The following is a 19,315-nucleotide window of genomic DNA, read 5'->3' as shown; positions in this document are numbered from 1 at the left end:
GAAAGACCCGCACCAGGCGCAGCAGGCCGCCGGCCCGTTGGCATCGAGCCGGCGCCGACTGCTGTTCACGTCGGCCACGGTCGTCAGCGCGGTCCTGGTCGCCGTACTCGCCCTGCGGGACGCCTCCGGACCGCAGGGGCAGGGAGCGGCCGGTTCCGGCGCGAACTGCCGTCCGACGGCCCTGCTGGAGCCGCCCTGCGGCGCCTGGTTCGGGGCGTTCGTGCCGCACGAGCGCGACGACCTGCCGGAGAAGGTGCGCGCCTACGAGAAGCGCGTGGGCCGCGAGCTGGACCTCGTGTACACGTACCACGACATGTCCCTGCCCTCGGGCACCCGGCGGGAGGGCCAACTGCTCACCCCGGAGGAGCGGCGCGTCGGCGAGGACCATCTGCTGCTGCTCTCCTGGGAGAGCAAGTGGTGGGGCGGCACCAGGCAGCAGCAGCCGACCTGGAAGCAGATCGCGGCCGGCGAGCTGGACGACCGGGTGATCGACGTCCAGGCCCGGCGCATCAAGGACTACGGCAAGAAGGTGTTCCTCTCCTTCGACCTGGAGATGGACACCCGCACCCCGGACAGCGGCACGCCCGCCGACTACGTGAAGGCCTACCGGCACCTCCACGACCGGTTCCGCGCCCTGGGGGTGGACAACGTGGTGTGGACGTGGATCACCACCGGGTACCTCGACCACGCCGTCGAGATCAAGAAGATGTACCCGGGCGACGACTACGTCGACTGGATCGGCTACAACCAGTACAACTACTACCGCTGTCACGACGCGGGCTGGCTCTCCTTCGCGCAGACGCAGCACGCCACGCACGACTGGATCCGCGCGAACATCTCCGACGACAAGCCGCTGATGCTCTCCGAGTTCGGCACCGCCGCGGACGCGAACCGCCCCGACCGGCAGGCCGAGTGGTACGCGCAGGTGCCCGGCGTGCTGAAGGACCTGGACGGCGTCAAGGCCGCCCTCCAGTGGAACTACCGCGACCCCGGACCGCACTGCAACCTGGCACTGGCGAACGACGAGGCCTGGCACAGCCTGCGCAAGGCCGTCTCCGACCCGTACCTCAACCAGCCGCTCAAGTGACCCGACCCGGCCGGGCCACCCCAGCCGCTCAAGTGACCCGACCCGGCCCGGGGTCACCCCGCGAACTCGGGCCCGCGCACGACCGCGCGGGCCCGTCGGTACCACCGCCACGCGATCGTCTTCGGCCCGTCCCGGTACGGCGCCACCCGCGCGCCCGACCCGGCCAGCCAGGTCTCGACGTCGGCCACGGTGTGGGTGCGCCGGACGATGAGCCGGGCGATGCGGTACCGCTCGTCGCGGTCCGAGCTGAGCGCGTGCCGCACGGCGGTCGCCGTCTCGTAGCCGGCCCGCGCCGACATGGCCCGGACCCGGGGGCTGTTGTAGCCGTGCGGGTAGGCGAGGTGCCGGATCTCGTGCCCGAGGGCGTCCTCCAGCACCGCCTTGGAGGTGCGCAGCTCGTACGCCAGGGCCTCGGCGGACAGGGTGTCGAGCTGCGCGTGCGTCACGGTGTGGCTGCCGATCTCCATGCCGGAACGTTCCAGCTCCGCCGCACCGGCCAGGCTCATCATCGGCGCGGGCGGCAGCAGACTGCGGCCACCCGGGGCGATGGCGCCGGTGGTCAGATAGGCGGTGGCGGGCAGCGCGCGTGCGGCCAGGGCCTCGGCGGTGGGGCCGGGCAGATCGGCGAAACCGTCGTCGAAGGTGAGCAGCACGGGCCGGGGCGGCAGCGGTGCCCGCCCGGCCAGATGATCGGCGACCGCGCTGATCGTGACGGGCGTGCGCCCGCTGCGGACCACGGCGTCGAGATGCGCGGCGAACTGCTTCGGCGTGACCGTGAACTCGGCGATCCACTCCGGCGGGTCGTCCATCACCGCGTGGTAGAGGAACACGGGGATGGCCGGGGCGCCCGAGGGCGACATCTGCCCCCCACCACGCGTACGTGCCGACGTGGTCATCTCGCCCCCCGAGCGGTCTTCTCCCGCTGAGCCGTCTTCTCCCGGACCGCCGCGCGCAGCGCGTGGCGCGCCCGCAGATAGCCGACCGGCCCGTAGACCATCCCCCGGCGCTGCAACCGCGACAGCCGCCGTGGCCAGGGATGCGTCCGCTCGTCGTGGTCGCCCGGCGTGCCGGCGCCGTCCGCCGCGTCCGTGTCGCGCACCGCCGTCAGCGTGCGGGCGTGGGCGAGGCCGCGGGGCAGCCGCGCGAGGAACGCGGGCAGCAGCGCGGGCCGGTTCACGAGCACCGCGGTGAGGTAGGCGGTCAGCCCGGCGCCGTAGCCGTAGGCCTGGGTCTCCAGGTCCCGCCAGGTCTCCCGGTGGTGGTGCCACACCAGCGCGTACGGCGTGTAGTGCAGCCGGTGGCCCTGTGCCAGGACGCGCACGAAGCCGTAGAGGTCGTCACCGCCCCGGGCGGCCGTGCCGGCCCCGGTGGCCGGGTCGAAACCGCCGACGGAACGCAGCACCGCCGTGCGGAACGCCATGTTCGCGCCCGAGCCGAACCGCCCGGCCGTGAACGGGAACAGCGGCTCGTCGCCCGGCGGGTGCGCCGGGTCGTACGTCCTTGGAGTGAAGCCTTTCGCGAAGCCGCCGTGGCTCTCCAGCAGCACCTGGGCCGGGGTGGTCAGCCGCGCGGGCAGGATCAGCCCGGTGCTGCACCCGAGCCCGGGGTCGGCGGCGAAGGGCGCGGTCAGCTCGGCCAGCCAGCGCGGATCGGCGACCACGTCGTCGTCGGTGAAGGCGACCACCTCGCCGCCGACGGCGTCCAGCCCGGCGTTGTGGGCGGCTGCGAGCCCCGGAACGGGCTCACAGACGTACCGCACGCGCTCGGCGTACTTCCGCTCGACGAGCTCCCGCGTCTCGCTCGTGACGGGCGCGTTGTCGACGACGACGATCTCGAACCGGGGATGGTCCTGCGCGAGCAGCGAGTCCAGCGCCCGGGCCAGTTGCCCGGCCCGCTCCCGGGTCGCGACGACGACGGTCGTGGACGGCGGCTCCCCGGGACCGCCGAGGACGGCCGGCCCGCACTCCGCCCGCGCCCGCTGTGCCAGCACGGCCTTCGGATCCGCTCCCTCCGGCACCTGCCCGAGCAACGTGCCCGCGGGCCGGCCGCCTCTCCTGACCAGCACGAACACCTCTCCGTGCGTCACGGGCGGACTCCCCGGGCCGGGTCTGAGCACCGCCTCGTCACCGTCCAGGTCCAGCTCGGCGACCTGCACCGCCCCGATGTCCAGGAACCGCCGTATCTCCTCCTGCGCACGCACCGAACGGGCCATGCGCCCACCCCCCTCGTGTGTCAGGTACGGCGCAGCCGAGCCGCGCCCTTCAGCGTCCGCGCGGCCAGCGACGCGAGCTGCGGCCTGCCGCGGACGAAACTGTGCGCGCGGCGCGCCGGTTCACGGCTCAGCCAGTGCAGGGCCGCGCCCACCCCCGGACGGGTCACCGCACCCTCGTACACGGGCAGTTCGCCCGTCTTCAGGGCGTCCTTGTACTCGGCCGCGCCCCGCCCCAGGTCGAGCATGCCGATGCCGGCGGCGGCCGCCGCCTCCGCCATGCGCAGGTGCAGCACCAGACCCGGCGAGAACTTCGCGAACTCCGGGTCGTAGGCCGGGAACCAGCAGGCCAGCACGGAGGCCGAGCGCAGTCCGAAATGCGCGGCGACGGGCCGCTCACCGGCGTACAGCACGGACAGCGTGCCGCTGCACTCCGCGGCCCGGGTCCCGGCCAGCCGCCCGACGAGCCGGGTGATCCACTCCTGGGCGAACCGGTCCCGGCGGCCGGTCCTGCGGTACTGCGCGGACTTCCACTCCATGAGCGTGCGCAGCGCGGCCGGGTCGCGTTCGTCGAAGACGAACCGCAGCTCACCGGCCTGCCGGCCCAGCCTGCGCTCCTTGGCCAGCGTGGTCTTCAGGAACTTCGGCGACTGCGCGCGCAGCACCGACTCGTACGTCTCGTAGCCCTTCTCCACGTCGATGACGTAGGTGGCGTACTCCTCGGCCGCGTACCGGACGAACAGCCGTTGCTCGGCCTCCAGATTGTCGAAGGCGAAACTCGACAGCGAGCAGGCCCTCAGCAGTTCGCCCGTCTCCACGTCCAGGCCCGGCCGCAGGATCGCGCCCTGCGCGTCCGAGACGCCCAGTCCGATCGCCCGGCCCTGCCCCAACGGGCCCCGTTCATAGGGCAGGAAGCCGGCCGGCTCCGCCCCCTCGTACACCACCGCGATCCGGGCCCCCGGCCTGACCAGGCCGACGGCCTCGGTGAACTCCGGCTCCATGAAAGGGTTGCGCGGTGCCTCCGAGGCGGCGCGCAGCGCACGCCAGCGCTCCCTCTCCCCTTCACCGAGCTCCCCGGGCCCGGCCACGCGAATGCGCCCACTGCTCAACCCGACCCCCCGATCAAGTCCCCCCTGGACACAGGGAAGGTACCGCTCTATGCGGCCCCACGGGTAGGTAGCGGAGCATGTTGTTGCCAATCGGTGCAGAGGCCTTCAACCGGGCAATCGGCGTCCGCCGTACGATGAAACGAAGGGGCCGCGCTGTCCGTATTCTCTGATCATGGCCGCACCCTTCGCATATTCACTCATCGCCACCGATCTGGACGGGACGCTGCTGCGCGGCGACGACACCCTGTCCGACCGGTCCCTCGCCGTGCTCGCGCGGGTGGCGGACGCCGGTGCCCAGCACCTCGTGGTGACGGGCCGGCCGGCACCGAGAGTGCGGCCGCTCCTGGACGACCTCGGCTGCACGGGGCTCGCGGTGTGCGGGCAGGGCGCGCAGGTGTACGACGCCGGCGCGAACCGGCTGCTGTGGTCCATCACCCTGGACCGGGAGCTGGCGGAGACCGCCCTCGGCAAGATCGAGGCCGAGGTGGGGCAGGTGTACGCGGCGGTCGACCAGGACGGGGTCGACGGGCTCACGCTGATCGAGCCGGGCTATCTGATGCCGCACCCCACGCTGCCCGCGGTCCGGGTCGACCGGCGCGAGGAGCTGTGGGGCGAGCCCATCAGCAAGGTGCTGCTGCGCCATCCCTACCTGACGGACGACGAGTTGGCGGCGACCGCCCGGTCGGTGGTCGGCTCACTGGCCACGGTGACGATGTCGGGGCCCGGCACGGTCGAGCTCCAGCCGTGCGGGATCACCAAGGCGACCGGCCTGGCGCTGGCGGCCGAGCATCTGGGGCTGCGGCCGGCGGACACCATCGCCTTCGGCGACATGCCCAACGACATCCCGATGTTCGACTGGGCCGGCCACGGCGTCGCGATGGCCAACGCCCATCCCGAACTCAAGGCCGTGGCCGACGAGGTCACCCTGTCGAACGAGGACGACGGCATCGCCGTCGTCCTCGAGCGACGGCTGGGCGGGGCGGCTCAGTACGGGCCGTTGACGTTGTCGATCGAGCCGTAGCGGTCGGCCGCGTAGTTGCAGGCCGCCGTGATGTTGGCGACCGGGTCGTACGGGTCGAAGGAGGTGCCGGGCACGTGGTAGGCGGCGAACGTCGGGTCGATCACCTGGAGCAGGCCCTTGGACGGGGTGCCCGCGGCGGCGTTGGAGTCCCAGTTGTTGATCGCCTGGGGGTTGCCGGACGACTCGCGCATGACATTGCGGTAGATGCCGTCGTAGGAGCCCGGGATCCCCTGCTGCGCCATGATGTCCAGCGACTCGCGGATCCAGCCGTCGAGGTTGTTCGCGTAGGTCTTCGCGGACGCCTGGGTGGCCTGGGCGACACCGCCGGCGGGCTTCGCGGCCGGCTTGGCGGGGGCGGACGACTTGGTCGCCGTCTTCTTCGGGGCGTCCGCCTTGGCGGTGTTCACCTTCAGCTTCAGACCCGGGTGGATCAGCTTCGGGTTGTCGCCGACGGCGGCGCGGTTGTCCTTGTAGAGCTGCTTCCAGCCGCCGGAGATGTCGTACTTGTCCGCGATGTGGGCGAGCGAGTCGCCCTTGACCACGGTGTACGTGCGGGACTTGGCGGGCTGGGCCGCCTGCTTCACGGAGTGCGCGGCGGGGGCGCTCTGGGGCTCGGCGGCGCTCGCGTGCGTGGCTCCGAGGAGCGGAAGGGTGAGTGCGGCTCCACCGGTACCGACGGCGACGATGCCTCGGGTCAGCGGGCTGGTTCTGGTGCGACGGTGCTTGCCTCGTGCGGCCATGGCGATGTTCCTCTCCGGCGCCTGCGAGGTGAGCTGTCGGGTTCGGGCCGGGAGGTGCCCGGCCGCGTACGGCGCCGTGTGCCGTACGCGGCTTCACCCCGAGCCGGACCGCTGTGCGGACCGGCGACTTACCTGGGTCCCCCGCTCCTGCCACGCGTGAGTGAGTCGGTTCCTGTGGGACGTCCGGGCGGCGGCAGGATTAGGCGTCCGCCGGACAGGGCCGGAACGTATGCGAGAGCACATGTCGGGAACAAGCAGCTCCATCACATATCGAGTGGTTGACCTTGGTCGGGGGATTTTGGACCACTTGATCCTTTGCGGGAGCCAAGGCCCAACTGGCTATTGGGTAAAGGCGGTACGGGTGGTCGCCGGGAAGGTGCGGAGTAGGGGGAGAAGTGATTGACCTCACTGATCACGGGCCGAGAGGGCAATTTCCGCCAAGGGGAATTCGCCGAATCATCACGGCAAATCGTGCATAGTTCTCTACCCCTGGGTAAGTCGATAAATATCTGTTCTTATAGGTTGATCGAAAACATAGCGGTCGTGATCGGATACCACCCGGCCTGTAACCATGGGCGCTGGCGGTGATCGAAACGTGACCGGATACGCTGACTCGAGTGAGAGCGGCGACCTATCGACAATCCGCGTAATCACCGGCAGACACAGCAGACAGGAGACCCCTCGTGACCGACGTCGGGCCGTTCGGGCTGAGCGTGCGGGACCAGGATCTGGAAGCCGACGTCCAGGCCGGGTTGGCGGCTGTCGAGGAAGGCTTGCTCGAGGCCACCAAGAGTGAGGTGCCCTTCATCACGGAGGCCGCCCAGCATCTGGTGCGGGCCGGCGGCAAGCGGTTCCGCCCGCTGCTCGTGATGCTCTCCGCCCAGTTCGGCGACCGCCACGCACCCGGGATCGTGCCGTCGGCCGTCGTCGTGGAGCTGACCCACCTCGCCACGCTGTACCACGACGACGTCATGGACGAGGCCGCCGTGCGCCGTGGCGTCCCCAGTGCCAACACCCGCTGGGGCAACTCCGTCGCGGTCCTCACCGGCGACTTCCTCTTCGCCCGCGCCTCGCACATCCTGGCCGACCTCGGCCCCGAGGCCGTGCGGGTGCAGGCCGAGGCGTTCGAGCGCCTGGTGACCGGCCAGATCCTGGAGACGGCCGGACCGCAGGACGGCCGGGACCCCATCGAGCACTACCTGGACGTGCTGGGCGGCAAGACCGGCTCGCTGATCGCCGTGTCGTGCCGGTTCGGCGCGATGATGTCCGGCGCCGACGACACCGTCGTGAACGTGCTGACCCAGTACGGCGAGCGGCTCGGCGTCGCCTTCCAGCTCGCGGACGACGTCCTCGACATCGCCTCCGACTCCCACGAGTCCGGCAAGACCCCCGGTACCGACCTGCGCGAGGGCATCCCCACCCTGCCGGTGCTGCGGCTGCGGGAGCGCGCGGCCCGGCTCGGGCTCGCCGAGGACCTCGCCCTGTGCGAGCTGCTCGACTCCGACCTCACCGACGACGACCGGCACAGCGAGGCCCTGCGCCTGCTGCGCGCCCACCCGGCCCTGGAGCAGGCCCGTCGGGACACCGTCCGCTATGCCCAGGACGCCCGTTCGGCGCTGGCACCGCTGCCGGAGTGCACCGCGAAGACGGCGCTCCAGGAGCTGTGCGACGCGGTGGTGCACCGGGCCGGCTAGCACGCCCTTCCCCTGCGACCCCTACGGGTCGGGGGAGAAGTCGCCCCTCCGTGTCATACCCCAGCAGTACGCGCAGTTGAGTCCGGGGTCTGACGTATCTCCCTGGCCGATTTGGTCAGATGGATGCACGGAAGAACACCACTCCTCACCTGTTCGGGTGAGAATGGCGGCTCAGGGACGAGTGCGTGGACGACACGGACAGCCGCCGCCGACCACGGAGGTAGGGCACACATGGCACCGTACGCATCCGACGACAGCACGACCGCCGGAGAGGTCGACGAGCAGCGCTCCGGGCGGCGCAAGGCCGCGCGGTACATCGTCCCGGTCACGGTGGTGGGGGTGGCGGCCGCGACGATCGGCCTGGTGCCCGCCCTCGCCGACTCCGGCGACCCCGACCTCCCGAAGATCAGCGCACAGCAGCTCATCGAGAAGATCGCGAAGTCGGACGTCCAGCAGCTGTCCGGCACGGTGAAGATCAGCACGGACCTCGGCCTGCCGAACCTCGGCGGCCTGGAGTCCGGCCTGCTGTCCGGCGCCGCGGGCCAGGGCGGGGACGGCTCCTCCGCCGACCCGACGGCCAAACTCACCGAACTGGCCTCCGGCACGCACACCCTGCGCGTCGCCGTCGACGGCCCGGACCGGCAGAAGCTGTCGCTGCTGGAGAACGCCGCCGAGTACAGCGTCATCCACAACGGCACGGACGTCTGGGGCTACGACAGCAAGTCCAACGAGGTCTACCACGGCACCTCCGCCGACAGCCCGGAGCGCGGCAAGGACCAGCAGCCGCCGGCCACGCCGAAGGACTTCGCCGAGGAGGCCCTGAAGGCGGTCGACGACACGACGTCCGTGACCGTGGACGGCACCGCCCAGGTCGCCGGGCGGGACGCCTACAAGCTGGTCGTCCAGCCCAAGCAGTCCGGCTCGACGGTCGGCGCGATCACGGTGGCCGTGGACGCGAAGACCGGCATGCCGCTGAAGTTCACGCTGACCCCGGCCAGTGGCGGCGCCGCCGTCGTCGACGTCGGCTTCACCAAGGTGGACTTCGCCAGGCCCGCCGCCTCGACCTTCGACTTCACCCCGCCCAAGGGCGCGAAGGTCACCGAGGAGAAGGACGCTCCCAAGGGTGCAAGCAAGGGTTTCGGCGAGGAGTTCGGCAAGGGCGGGGCGAAGGACCACGCCCCCGAGGCCGGACAGGACGCCGGCAAGGGCCCCGACGGGATGAAGACCATCGGTGAGGGCTGGAACGCCATCGCCACCTTCGACACCGGCGGCGAGGGCGTGCCCTCCGGCAAGGCCGGCGGCGAGTTCGGCGGCTTCCTCGACTCGCTCGGCGACAAGGTCCACGGCGAGTTCGGCTCGGGCACGGTCTTCTCGACCCGCCTCGTCAACGCCCTCGTCACCGACGACGGCAAGGTCTACGCGGGCCTGGTCACCAAGGACGCGCTCGTGAAGGCGGCCGACGCCGCCAAGTAGCCCCTGCCTGGGCGACGTCGAGGGAACGAGGAAGCCGATGGGCGAGGTGTCCGCCACGGAACCGGAGCAGGGAGGGACCGGGGCCGGCGACGAACCGGTCATCGCCACCCGCGCGCTCACCAAGCGCTACCGCGGCGGACAGCTCGCCGTGGACGGTCTCGACCTGACCGTCCCGGCGGGCAGCGTCTTCGGCTTCCTCGGACCCAACGGCTCCGGCAAGACCACCACCATCCGCATGCTGATGGGTCTCATCGAACCCACCTCCGGCACGGCCCGGGTCCTGGGGCAGCCCATGCCCCGGGCCACCCGCGCCGTACTGCCGCACGTCGGCGCCCTCATCGAGGGCCCGGCCCTCTACGGCTTCCTCTCCGGCCGTGACAACCTCGTCCGCTACGACAGCGCCGACCCGGCCGCCGATCCACGCACCCGGCGCGCCCGGGTCGCCGCCGCACTGGACCGGGTGGGCCTGACGGCCGCCGCGGGCAAGAAGGCCAAGGCCTACTCGCTGGGCATGAAACAGCGCCTGGGCCTCGCGGCCGCGCTGCTCCAGCCGCGTCGGCTGCTCGTCCTCGACGAGCCGACCAACGGCCTCGACCCGCAGGGCATGCGCGAGATCCGCACCCTCGTACGGGAACTGGCCTCGGACGGCACGACCGTCTTCCTCTCCTCCCACCTCCTCGACGAGATCGAGCAGGTCTGCACGCACGCGGCCGTGATGGCGCAGGGCCGGCTGATCACGCAGGGCCCGGTCGCCGAGCTGTCCGCCGGGGCGCGCGGCCGGCTGGCCGTGACCACGCCGGACACGGCGGAGGCGGCCCGGGTGCTGAAGGAGCAGGGCGTGGGCGACGTCGTCGTCACCGACGACCGGGTGACCGGCGAACCCCCGGACCGCGACCTCGCCGAGGTGACCGCCGCGCTGGTGACGGCCGGGGTCCGGGTACGCGGCCTCACCGTCGAACGGGCCTCGCTGGAGGACGCGTTCGTGGCGCTGACGGGGGAGGGCTTCGATGTCGCGGGCTGATCCGAGCGCCCCTCAGGGGCGCGGGGAACTGCGCGAGGAGCCACAGACGGCCCGCACCCGCCGGACGACCTTCCGCGCCTCCCTCCTTGGCAACGAACTGCTGACCACGTTCCGCCGCTGGCGCACCTTGGCCCTCCTCGCGGTGCTGGCGGCCGTCCCCGTCCTGGTGGGCATCGCGGTCAAGATCGAGACCGGCGACGGTTCCTCGGCCGGTCCCGGCGGCGGGGGAGGCGGACCCGCCTTCCTCTCGCAGATCACCAACAACGGCCTGTTCCTCGTCTTCACCGCCCTGGCCGCCACGGTGCCGTTCTTCCTGCCCATGGCGGTCGGGGTCGTCGCCGGGGACGCGATCGCCGGCGAGGCCAACTCCGGCACGCTGCGGTACCTACTGGTCGCCCCGGCCGGCCGCGGCCGCCTGCTGCTCACCAAGTACGCGACGGTCGTCGTCTTCTGCCTGACCGCCACACTCGTGGTCGCCGTGTCCGCGCTGACCGTGGGCGCGTTGCTCTTCCCGCTCGGGGACCTGACGACCATCTCCGGCACGCGGATCGGCTTCGCCGAGGGCCTGGGCAGGGCCCTGCTGATCGCCCTGGCCGTCGCCGCCTCCCTGATCGGCGTCGCCGCGCTCGGCCTGTTCGTCTCGACGCTGACGGGCAGCGGCATCGCGGCGATGGCGACGACGGTCGGCCTGCTGATCACGGTCCAGATCCTCGACCAGATCCCGCAGCTGCACGCCCTCCAGCCCTACCTCTTCTCCCACTACTGGCTGTCCTTCGCCGACCTCATGCGCGAGCCGGTCTACTGGGACGACCTGACGAAGAACGTCGAGTTGCAGGCCCTCTACGCGGCGGTGTTCGGGTCGGCGGCGTGGGCGCGCTTCACGACGAAGGACATCACCGCCTAGGCCGCGGACCCGGTCCCGGTGCTCAGTCCTCGTACAGGAACCTGGCCAGGGGCGCCTCCTGCGTGAAGAAGGTCTTGGCGCGGGTCAGGGCCGCGTCGTCGGTCAGCACGTCACCGGGCCTGCTGCCGTTGCCGAGCAGCACCCCGCCGAAGCGCATCCCCATGTACGCCGCCGAGTTGTGCAGTGCCCCGACGAGCGGGTCGGCGACCACCTCCTGCGTGTGCGCGAGGGCGGTGACGCCCCACAGGGTGCGGCCGGCCAGGGTCGCCTTGAAGTCCAGGCCCGGTGTGCGCAGCCAGCCCGACCAGTAGTCCAGGTAGCGCTTGGTCTGCGCGGAGACCGAGTACCAGTACAGGGGCGAGACGATCACGATGTCCGTCGCCGCGAGCGTGGCGTCGAGCAGCCGGGCCACGTTGCCCTCGGTCGGGCGGACGTGGTCGCTGTCGTGCCGCAGGTCCTCGAAATCCGGCACCGGAAACTCGGTGAGGTCCAGCCACTCCTGCTCGACGTCCGGGGGCAGTTGTTCGGCGGCCCGGCGGGCCAGCAGCTCGGAGTTGCCCTCGGCGCGAGCGCTGCCCAGGACGAAAAGGAAACGGCGGGTCATGGGTGCCCCTCAAAGTCGGCGTACATCAATTACAGGCGTGTGCATCATATGCGTACGCAAGTAAATGTGCCAGGGGTGCCCCCGTTGGTGCCGGGGGTGCCCGTCATCTCGGTCGGCTCCCGTCAGCCGCGCTCCGCCCTGCGCGCCACGGCCAGTAGCAGTGCCTCCCGGCCGTGCGGTGCCACCACCTGTAGCCCGGCCGGGCAGCCGTCGGCGCCCAAGCCCGCCGGCAGGCTCGTCGCGGGGTGTCCGCTGAGGTTGAACGCCCAGGTGAGCGAGGTGGAGTAACGGTCCCCGGGCCCCTCGTGCCCGTGCGGGGCGGTCGGTGCCGTCGGGGTCAGCAACAGCTCGGCTTCGCCGAAGACCCCGGCGAGTCGCCGGTCGTTCTCCGCCCGCAGGCGCTCTGCCCCGGCCGGATCGGCGCCGGAGGTCCGCAGGGCGAGCCAGGCCGGCGCGGGGTCCGCCAGCCGCAGCGGCACTCGCGGCCGTACGAGCCGTACGACCCCCGCCGTCACCAGCCGCTCCACGGCCGCCCACGCCAGCGCGACGGGCTCCGGGTCGGGTTCGGCGAACCCCAGGTCGGGGGACCAGACGGCGGTGACGGGAAAGGCAGGCTCCGCCGGCAACGGCTCCTCCGACACCACCGCCCACCACAGCCCGACGTCCGCCGCCGAGCGGGCGAGCACTCCCGGAGCGGCAAGCCCCGTACGGTCGCGGGACGGCAGCCGCCCACCGGTCGGCTTCAGTCCCGGCACTCCGCACCACGCCGCCGGGATGCGCACCGACCCGGCCCCGTCGCTGCCCGTCGCCAGCGGAACCAGCCCGGCCGCCACGGCCGCCGCCGCCCCGGCCGACGAACCGCCCGGCGTACGGTCGGCCCGCCACGGATTGACGGTCCGGCCCCGGGCCCCGAGCCCCCACGTCTGCCAGGGCGTCCCCGGCCCGGGCACGGACGTGGCCCCCACGGCCACACCGCCGGCCGCGAGCAGCGGTTCCGCCGCGCGCAGTCCGTGCCGCCCCTTCACCGCGATCGGCACACCGGCCAGCGGCAGGGACGGATCCGCGCCCCGGCGGTCGAGCCGCCTGTCCAGCTCGCCCGCCCGCCGCAACGCCTCCTCGCCCCACACCTCGACGAACGCGCACAGATGCGGATCGGCGCGCTCGATCCGGGCCAGGGCCGCCGCGACCACGTCCGTCGCGCGCAGCTCCCGGGTCCGGACGGCCGCCGCGATCTCCCCCGCCGACAGGGGCACGGCCGACAGGGGTACGGCCGTCAGCGTGCCGCTCCCGTCAACCGGGCCAGGTCCTCCGTCTCACGCGGCGGGCGGCCCGGCTCGCCGAGCCGCCAAGACGGCACCCACGGCACGCGGTACACGTCGATGACCGACTCCAGGGCCCTCACCCGCTGGGCGAGCGGGCGCGGCAGCCGGCCCGGGGCGTCCGCCACGAGGACGACGGCGTCCAGGTCCAGCCCCGGCGGGGCCTGGCCGCGCCGGAAGAGCTCCACCGCGCCGGCGACCGTGTCGAGTCCCGCCGCGTGGGTCCGCGCGACCAGCAGCACCGACGGGGGATCGCCGGGCCCGGGCCAGGAACGGCCGCTGTCATGGCCGCCGTAGACCGCGGCGAGGGTGGAGACGCCCGCGCCGCCGTGCGTGCCGACCCAGGAGAAGTGCCGCGCCGCGGCATGGGCGTGCGCGGGCTCCGGCGGCCCCGGCTCCGGGGTCGTCACCGGGCCGCGCAGCCAGATCTCGGGCCCCTGTCGCATGCCTGTGTGCATGCCCCTCTCCTCCCTCGTACGCGCGGTTCTCATGCTCTCCCCGACGGCCGCGCCGGGGCCGACGGCCCTTGGGACGAGCCTGTGACACCGTGGTGACGTGAGAAACGGGGGCGAGCGGACACACTCGACAGTAGGTGTACGACGCCCAGTGAGGGGACGATGTCGCGACTCAGCCGCGAGAAGAAGCGGGAACAGATGCAGGCCGCGCACGCGGCGACCCCGGCGGCGCCGATCGACGTCCATGTCCCCGTGGCCGGCACGGACGTGGGCGGGGGAGCGGCCGGGGTGTCCGACGGGGCCTCCGTGGGCGGGGTCCCGGTCTTCGCGGCCCCCGGCGAGGAGATCCAGCGGGCCGTCCTGAACCGCCTCCACCACATCGCCCTCGCCACCGGCCATCCCGTCCTCGCGACGATCCGCGACGAGCGCATCGGCTACGTCGTCCCGCTCCAGGTCGACCCGGACGGCTCCAGCCACTTCACGTCCGAGCCCATCGCCACGCCCCCACCGCACCAGCAACACCCCCGGGTCCCCGAAACGACGACCGCACAGGGGCCGCAGCACCCCCGAGTTGCCGACACGGCGAGCGCACAGGGGCCGCAGCACCCCCGAGTTGCCGACACGGCGAGCGCACAGGGGCCGCAACACCCCCGAGTTGCCGACACCGCGAGCGCACAGGGGCCGCAGCAGGCCCGAGCCGCCGAGCCCGCGTCCGCGCAGGCGCCGCAGCACCCCCGGGACGCCGACACCGCGAGCGCGCAGGGGCCGCGGCAGGCTCCCGGTGCTGATATCCCCGCGCCGCCGGCCGAACCGCCGCAGCCGCCCGGTGACCGGGCCACGCACGTGCTGCGTCCCGTGCCCGAGCCCGGCCGCGGCTCCACCCCGACGTTCCCGCTGCGGGCCGTGCCCGAGCCGCAGCCGGGCGCCGAACCCGTACCGACCTTCGAGCTGCGAGCCGTACCCGAGTCGGCGGAACCCGCGCCGCGGGACACGCCCCCGGCCCCGGACGCGGCGACGCCGCCCGGCACCGTCGCTCCGCCCACCGGTGCCTTCGGCCCGCCCCCGCCCATGGACGCCAGGCCGCTCCCGATCCCCAAGGCTCAGCCTGCGCCGCGCCCCGCGCCGGTCCCCGAAGACGCCCTGATCGCCTCCGACCCCGACCCCGACCCCAAGCCCACCCCTCCCCGCGGCTTCGACGCCGTCGCGGAGGCCGTGCTCGGGGACGAACCCCTCACCGCCCCGGGCGAGTCCGACGCACCGGCGCTCCTCGCGGAGCCGGTCGGCCGGATCAACGAGGCGGTGAAGGAGGGCAGGATCGAAGCGGCCGCCGCCCTGGCGGAGCAGACCCTCGTGCAGGCGTCCGGGACGCTGGGGCCGGAGCACCCGGAGGTGCTCCGGCTGGGCGAACTCACGGCGTACATCGCCTACTTGGCCGGTGACCCGCTCCGCGCCTTCCGGCTGTCGCTCGACCTGGCCGGTGCCCGCCGCCGCACGGGCGACGCGGAGGCCGCCTACGGCAACGTGGAGAGCGCGGCCACCGCCTGGCGCGCCGTGCGCGACCCGGCGCTCGGGCTGGAACTCGGGCGCGACCTGATCGGCCTGTGGACGGAACTCGCCGCCGAGGACGGCCCCGCCGCCGAGGAGGTCGAGCAGCTGGAGTCGGCCCGCGCCCGCATGGGCCGCCTCACCGAACGCGCCCGCACCCGGTAGCCGTGGGACAGGGGGGCTACTCCGACAGCCCCCACACCGCGTACGCGAGGGCGTCGCTGTTGCGGTTCAGGGCGGTGTCGTTGATGTTGGCGGTCGTGTCGCAGGAGGAGTGGTAGCACCGGTCGAAGGACTGCCCGGCCGTACCGCCCCACTTGGCCGCCTGCGCCGCCGTCTTCGTCCGGCTCGCCCCGGTGAACAGTCCGCCCACCGGCACACCCGCGCTCTTGAAGGGCGCGTGGTCGGAGCGGCCGTCGCCCTCGGTCTCGATCTCGGTCGGGACGCCGATGCCGCCGAAGTAGTCCTTGAAGGTCTTCTCGATCGCCGGGTCGTCGTCGTAGACGAAGTAGCCGGGGTTCGGGGAGCCGATCATGTCGAAGTTCAGATAGGCGCTGATCCTCGAACGGTCGGCGGTGGCCAGCCGGTTGACGTAGTAACGGGAGCCGACCAGACCCAGCTCCTCCGCTCCCCACCAGGCGAACCGCAGGTGCTTGGTGGGCTTGTACTGCGCCCGGGACACGGCCAGGGCGGTCTCCAGGACCGCGGCGGAGCCCGAGCCGTTGTCGTTGATGCCGGGCCCGGAGGTGACGCTGTCGAGGTGCGAGCCGGCCATCACGACCCGGTTCGCGTCGCCGCCCGGCCAGTCGGCGACGAGGTTGTAGCCGGTGCGGCTGGAGGCGGTGAACTGCTGGACCGTGGTGGTGTATCCGGCCGCGTCCAGCTTGGCCTTGATGTAGTCGAGGGAGGCCTTGTAGCCGGCCCGGCCGTGCGCCCGGTTGCCGCCGTTGGCGGTGGCTATGGACTGCAGCTGGGACAGATGGGTCTTGACGTTCGCCACGGGTATGTCCGGGGCGGCGGCGGATCTGGAGGGAGCGGATGACGCGGCGTCCGCCACGGCACCGCCGGTCAGGAGCATGGCGGTCGCCATGCCGCCTGCGGCGACGGCGCGCGCGGAAACGGAGAGCTTCATGTGGGGGCTCCGGATTCCGTCGGGTGGCCCGTGGGGTGTCCACGGGCCGCCCACAGTGAATGGGGTGCCTGGATGGTGAAGCTGGTACTGACTCTCCGTCAAGGTGCGGATCCGGCCAGGGCGTTATGGAGCACCGACCTCCGCCCCGTGGGTCAATGCACGCAGAACTCGTTCCCCTCCGGATCCGCCATCACGACCCACTCGCCGCCCTGTTCCTTCACCCGCCGCAGCGCACTGGCCCCGAGTCCCTCCAGGCGCGCGACCTCCTCGTCGCGTCTGCCCCCGCCCGGGTGCAGATCGAGGTGCAGCCGGTTCTTGGCCGTCTTCACCTCCGGCACGCGCTGGAACAGCAGCCGCCGCCCCAGCCCGGTCCCGCTCTCCTCCTCGAAGGGGTCCTCGGGATGCCGTACGGCGACCAGGTCCCGGAAGGCGCGGCGCCCGTGGAAGTCGACCGTGGCCTCCTCAGGCAGGGCGCCGAAGCCGAGCAGCTTCCCGATGAGGGCGCTGTTGTCCTCGACCTCGTACCCCAGGGCGGCGGCCCAGAAGTCGGCCTGGGCGTGCGGGTCGTTCGCGTCGATGACGAGTTTCCAGTGCACGGGCGTGGGCGATGCGGGTGTCTGCGTCATGTAACCACTTATACTGGTTAGGTGAGTGGACGCGCGGGGGAATCGCCGGATCGGACGCCAGGCCTGACACTGGTCTCGCACGCGGGCAAGCCCTACCGCTTCGACCCCGGCACGCTGTGCCTGGAGCTGACGACGACGGGCGGCCCCGGCGCCTTCGCCCGCTGGGAAGTGCTGCACGAACCCTCCGACCTGGTCGCCTGGGCCGGGCGCAGCCGACTGCCGGACGGGCTGGACCTCACCGTCTCCGCGGAGGAGCTGGAGCAGGCCCGCGCCCTGCGCGACGCCGTGTTCCTGCTCGCCGCCGACCGCGCCCACGGCCGCCCGTTGCAGACCGCCCCCCTGGACGTCGTCAACGCCGCCGCGGCAGGCCCCCCGCTCGTCGCCCGCATCGCACCCGACGGCACCCGCGCCTGGGCCCCGGGAGCCACCGGCAGTCGGCTGCTCGCGACCGTCGCCCGTGATGCGATCGACCTGTTCACCGGGCCCTTCGCCGACCGCGTCCGCGAGTGCGGCGCGCACGACTGCCACCTGCTCTTCGTCGACACCTCCCGCCCGGGCCGCCGCCGCTGGTGCGCGATGGAGCACTGCGGGAACCGCGCGAAGGTCCGGACGCACCGCGCCCGTCACACGTCTACGGAGTCGTAGCCTCCGCGGCCTCAGCCGCACGGGTGTCGTACGCGGTCCGGGCCTGCGCGATCTCCTCCTGGTGCGCCTCCGTCCAGGTCACCAGGGACTGGATCGTGGCGTGCAGCGTCCTGCCGAGGGAGGTCAGCTCGTACTCGACCCGCGGCGGCACCACCGGGTGCACCGTCCGGTTCACCAGGCCGTCCCGCTCCAGCGAACGCAGGGTCACGGTCAGCATCCGCTGGCTGACCCCGTCGATCTCCCGGCGCAGCTCCGTGAAGCGCAGCCGCCGGTTCTCCAGCAGTGCGATGACCAGCAGCGACCACTTGTCGGCGATCCGGTCGAGGATCTGCCGGACCTGGCAGTCCTCGCGGGTGTCCCACTGGAAGGGATCGGCGTCGCCGTGGTCCACGGTGCTCCGGCAGGTACTCGGTGACTTCGAAGTGCCTTCTTCCATGTCTGTCGATGCTGCCGCAGGGTGGGCCGTGGTTACAAGAGGGAACTGACCCTCACTTGCGTAACCGTCCCCGACCGGAGGAGTGTTGACTCATGGGCACCCGTGCCTGGGCGCTGCTGCTCGTTCTGTGCGGAACGATCTTTCTCGAAGGCATCGACGTCGCGATGATGGCGGTGGCGATCCCGGCCGTCCGCGCCGATCTGGGCCTGGCCACCGGCACCGCGGCCTGGGTGATGAGCGCCTATGTGCTCGGCTACGCCGGTTTCACCCTGCTGGGCGGGCGGGCCGCCGACCTGCTCGGACGACGGCGGATGTTCCTGCTCTGGCTGACCGTCTTCCTCGCCTTCTCGGGGCTCGGCGGCTTCGCGACCGACGGCTGGATGCTGATCGTCGCCCGGTTCGTCACGGGTGTGGCCGCCGCCTTCATGACCCCGGCGGCGCTCTCCCTGATCACCACCTCGTACGAGGAGGGCCCGCAGCGCAACAAGGCCCTGCTGGTCTTCGCCGGGACGGGCGCCGCCGGCTTCTCCCTCGGCCTGGTGATCGGCGGTCTGCTCACCGGGATCGGCTGGCGCTGGGTGTTCTTCGCGCCGGTGCTGCTGGCCGCCGCCCTGCTCGTCGTCGCCGCCCGTCTGATCCCCCGGCAGGATGCCCCGCCGAGGCTCCGGCGCACCTTCGACCTCCCCGGTGCGGTCACCGCCGCCGGGGCCATGCTGCTGGCCGCCTACACCGTCGTACGCCTGGAGCACGGCCTGCACCACTGGCCGCTCACCCTGGCCTCGGGGCTGGCGGCCGTGCTGCTGGCCGGTGCGTTCGTCGCGGTCGAACGCCGCTGCCCCGACCCGCTCGTCCGGCTCGGCATGCTGCGCTGGAGCGCGGCCGTGCGTGCCGACCTCGGGGCGCTGCTCTTCCTCGGTGCCTTCTTCGGCTTCCAGTTCGTCGTCACGCTCTACTTGCAGGAACTGCGCGGCTGGTCGTCCCTCCAGACGGCGGTGGCCCTGGTCGTCACGGGCATCGACGCCGTCCTCGCACCGACGCTCACGCCCCGGCTGGTCACCCGCTTCGGCCACGCACCGGTGATCACCGGCGGTTTCCTGCTGGCCGTGGCCTCGTACGCGCTGTTCCTGCCGGTCGGCATGGAGTGGTCCTACGCCATGATGTTCCCGGCCTTGCTGCTCAGCGGCCTCGCCTTCGCCCTGGCCTTCGGGCCGCTGACGATCGCGGCGACGGACGGGGTGGCGGAGTCGGAGCAGGGGCTGGCCGGCGGGCTGCTGACCACGGCGACGCAGTTCGGC

18 protein-coding genes, 1 pseudogene and 1 riboswitch are annotated in these 19,315 nt (G+C 72.6%); of the genes and pseudogenes, 9 read left to right on the top strand and 10 right to left on the bottom strand.

Features of this window, described 5'->3' with window-relative positions:
* The first annotated feature begins 37 nt into the window (after window positions 1-37).
* Window positions 38-1,087, top strand: coding sequence for a glycosyl hydrolase (locus ACFZDI_RS05260; RefSeq protein WP_391247807.1), 1,050 nt, complete (start codon window positions 38-40; stop codon window positions 1,085-1,087).
* A 53-nt stretch (window positions 1,088-1,140) separates the two neighbouring features.
* Here the strand turns inward: ACFZDI_RS05260 and ACFZDI_RS05255 are convergent, their stop codons facing one another.
* The 3 genes from ACFZDI_RS05255 to ACFZDI_RS05245 are packed head-to-tail and all read right to left on the bottom strand — an operon-like array spanning window position 1,141 to window position 4,405.
* The gene (locus tag ACFZDI_RS05255; RefSeq protein ID WP_391247805.1) at window positions 1,141-1,947 is read right to left on the bottom strand and encodes a polysaccharide deacetylase family protein; all 807 of its coding nucleotides are present in this window, start codon (window positions 1,945-1,947) and stop codon (window positions 1,141-1,143) included.
* Window positions 1,948-1,979: 32 nt separating this feature from the next.
* Window positions 1,980-3,299 carry a glycosyltransferase gene (locus ACFZDI_RS05250; protein ID WP_391247803.1) on the bottom strand — a complete coding sequence of 440 codons (1,320 nt, stop codon included), beginning with the start codon at window positions 3,297-3,299 and terminating at the stop codon, window positions 1,980-1,982.
* A gap of 20 nt (window positions 3,300-3,319) precedes the next feature.
* Window positions 3,320-4,405: a GNAT family N-acetyltransferase gene (locus tag ACFZDI_RS05245; protein ID WP_391247800.1), complete on the bottom strand. Its 1,086-nt coding sequence runs from the start codon at window positions 4,403-4,405 to the stop codon at window positions 3,320-3,322.
* Window positions 4,406-4,577: 172 nt separating this feature from the next.
* Here ACFZDI_RS05245 and ACFZDI_RS05240 point away from each other — a divergent pair, with 172 nt between their 5' ends.
* Window positions 4,578-5,426, top strand: coding sequence for a Cof-type HAD-IIB family hydrolase (locus ACFZDI_RS05240; protein ID WP_391247798.1), 849 nt, complete (start codon window positions 4,578-4,580; stop codon window positions 5,424-5,426).
* Here the strand turns inward: ACFZDI_RS05240 and ACFZDI_RS05235 are convergent.
* On the bottom strand, window positions 5,390-6,166 hold the full coding sequence (locus ACFZDI_RS05235) for a transglycosylase SLT domain-containing protein (RefSeq protein ID WP_234849374.1): 777 nt from the start codon (window positions 6,164-6,166) through the stop codon (window positions 5,390-5,392). The genes ACFZDI_RS05240 and ACFZDI_RS05235 overlap by 37 nt on opposite strands.
* Window positions 6,167-6,171: 5 nt before the next feature.
* A riboswitch (cyclic di-AMP (ydaO/yuaA leader) is annotated at window positions 6,172-6,347 on the bottom strand.
* Window positions 6,348-6,849: 502 nt separating this feature from the next.
* On the opposite strand from ACFZDI_RS05235, the gene ACFZDI_RS05230 reads away from it, so the two are divergent.
* From ACFZDI_RS05230 to ACFZDI_RS05215, 4 genes are all read left to right on the top strand, one after another.
* Window positions 6,850-7,860, top strand: coding sequence for a polyprenyl synthetase family protein (locus ACFZDI_RS05230; RefSeq protein WP_234849375.1), 1,011 nt, complete (start codon window positions 6,850-6,852; stop codon window positions 7,858-7,860).
* A gap of 231 nt (window positions 7,861-8,091) precedes the next feature.
* Window positions 8,092-9,333, top strand: coding sequence for an outer membrane lipoprotein carrier protein LolA (locus ACFZDI_RS05225; protein ID WP_391247795.1), 1,242 nt, complete (start codon window positions 8,092-8,094; stop codon window positions 9,331-9,333).
* A 37-nt stretch (window positions 9,334-9,370) separates the two neighbouring features.
* Complete coding sequence (locus ACFZDI_RS05220) at window positions 9,371-10,354, top strand: ABC transporter ATP-binding protein (RefSeq protein ID WP_234849378.1); 984 nt, start codon at window positions 9,371-9,373, stop codon at window positions 10,352-10,354.
* Window positions 10,341-11,258, top strand: coding sequence for an ABC transporter permease subunit (locus tag ACFZDI_RS05215; RefSeq protein WP_391247793.1), 918 nt, complete (start codon window positions 10,341-10,343; stop codon window positions 11,256-11,258). Before ACFZDI_RS05220 ends, ACFZDI_RS05215 begins: the two co-directional genes overlap by 14 nt.
* Window positions 11,259-11,280: 22 nt before the next feature.
* Here ACFZDI_RS05215 and ACFZDI_RS05210 read toward each other — a convergent pair whose 3' ends face one another.
* The 3 genes from ACFZDI_RS05210 to ACFZDI_RS05200 all read right to left on the bottom strand — a co-directional run bounded on the left by ACFZDI_RS05210 (window position 11,281) and on the right by ACFZDI_RS05200 (window position 13,639).
* A complete protein-coding gene (locus ACFZDI_RS05210; protein WP_391247791.1) occupies window positions 11,281-11,862 on the bottom strand; it encodes an NAD(P)H-dependent oxidoreductase in 582 nt (193 codons plus the stop codon).
* Between the two features lie 122 nt (window positions 11,863-11,984).
* On the bottom strand, window positions 11,985-13,115 hold the full coding sequence (locus ACFZDI_RS05205; RefSeq protein WP_391247789.1) for an amidase family protein: 1,131 nt from the start codon (window positions 13,113-13,115) through the stop codon (window positions 11,985-11,987).
* 20 nt (window positions 13,116-13,135) lie between these two features.
* The gene (locus ACFZDI_RS05200; RefSeq protein WP_234849383.1) at window positions 13,136-13,639 is read right to left on the bottom strand and encodes a DUF6668 family protein; all 504 of its coding nucleotides are present in this window, start codon (window positions 13,637-13,639) and stop codon (window positions 13,136-13,138) included.
* 159 nt (window positions 13,640-13,798) lie between these two features.
* On the opposite strand from ACFZDI_RS05200, the gene ACFZDI_RS05195 reads away from it, so the two are divergent.
* The gene (locus ACFZDI_RS05195) at window positions 13,799-15,346 is read left to right on the top strand and encodes a tetratricopeptide repeat protein (RefSeq protein ID WP_391247787.1); all 1,548 of its coding nucleotides are present in this window, start codon (window positions 13,799-13,801) and stop codon (window positions 15,344-15,346) included.
* Between the two features lie 16 nt (window positions 15,347-15,362).
* Here ACFZDI_RS05195 and ACFZDI_RS05190 read toward each other — a convergent pair whose 3' ends face one another.
* Window positions 15,363-16,313: a M28 family peptidase gene (locus ACFZDI_RS05190; RefSeq protein ID WP_391247785.1), complete on the bottom strand. Its 951-nt coding sequence runs from the start codon at window positions 16,311-16,313 to the stop codon at window positions 15,363-15,365.
* 152 nt (window positions 16,314-16,465) lie between these two features.
* The gene (locus ACFZDI_RS05185) at window positions 16,466-16,939 is read right to left on the bottom strand and encodes a VOC family protein (RefSeq protein WP_234846041.1); all 474 of its coding nucleotides are present in this window, start codon (window positions 16,937-16,939) and stop codon (window positions 16,466-16,468) included.
* A 21-nt stretch (window positions 16,940-16,960) separates the two neighbouring features.
* Between ACFZDI_RS05185 and ACFZDI_RS05180 the strand changes: the two genes are divergently transcribed.
* A complete protein-coding gene (locus tag ACFZDI_RS05180; RefSeq protein ID WP_391247783.1) occupies window positions 16,961-17,584 on the top strand; it encodes an ABATE domain-containing protein in 624 nt (207 codons plus the stop codon).
* Here the strand turns inward: ACFZDI_RS05180 and ACFZDI_RS05175 are convergent.
* Window positions 17,571-18,020: a helix-turn-helix domain-containing protein gene (locus ACFZDI_RS05175; protein WP_234846043.1), complete on the bottom strand. Its 450-nt coding sequence runs from the start codon at window positions 18,018-18,020 to the stop codon at window positions 17,571-17,573. The two genes, ACFZDI_RS05180 and ACFZDI_RS05175, sit on opposite strands and share 14 nt — an antisense overlap.
* Before the next feature lie 92 nt (window positions 18,021-18,112).
* On the opposite strand from ACFZDI_RS05175, the pseudogene ACFZDI_RS05170 reads away from it, so the two are divergent.
* Window positions 18,113-19,315 (top strand): annotated as a pseudogene (locus ACFZDI_RS05170) (MFS transporter); the annotation flags it as partial.

Source organism: Streptomyces sp. NPDC007907, from assembly GCF_042959365.1.
Classification (GTDB): domain Bacteria; phylum Actinomycetota; class Actinomycetes; order Streptomycetales; family Streptomycetaceae; genus Streptomyces; species Streptomyces indiaensis.
This window is presented reverse-complemented; position numbering and strand designations above follow the sequence as displayed.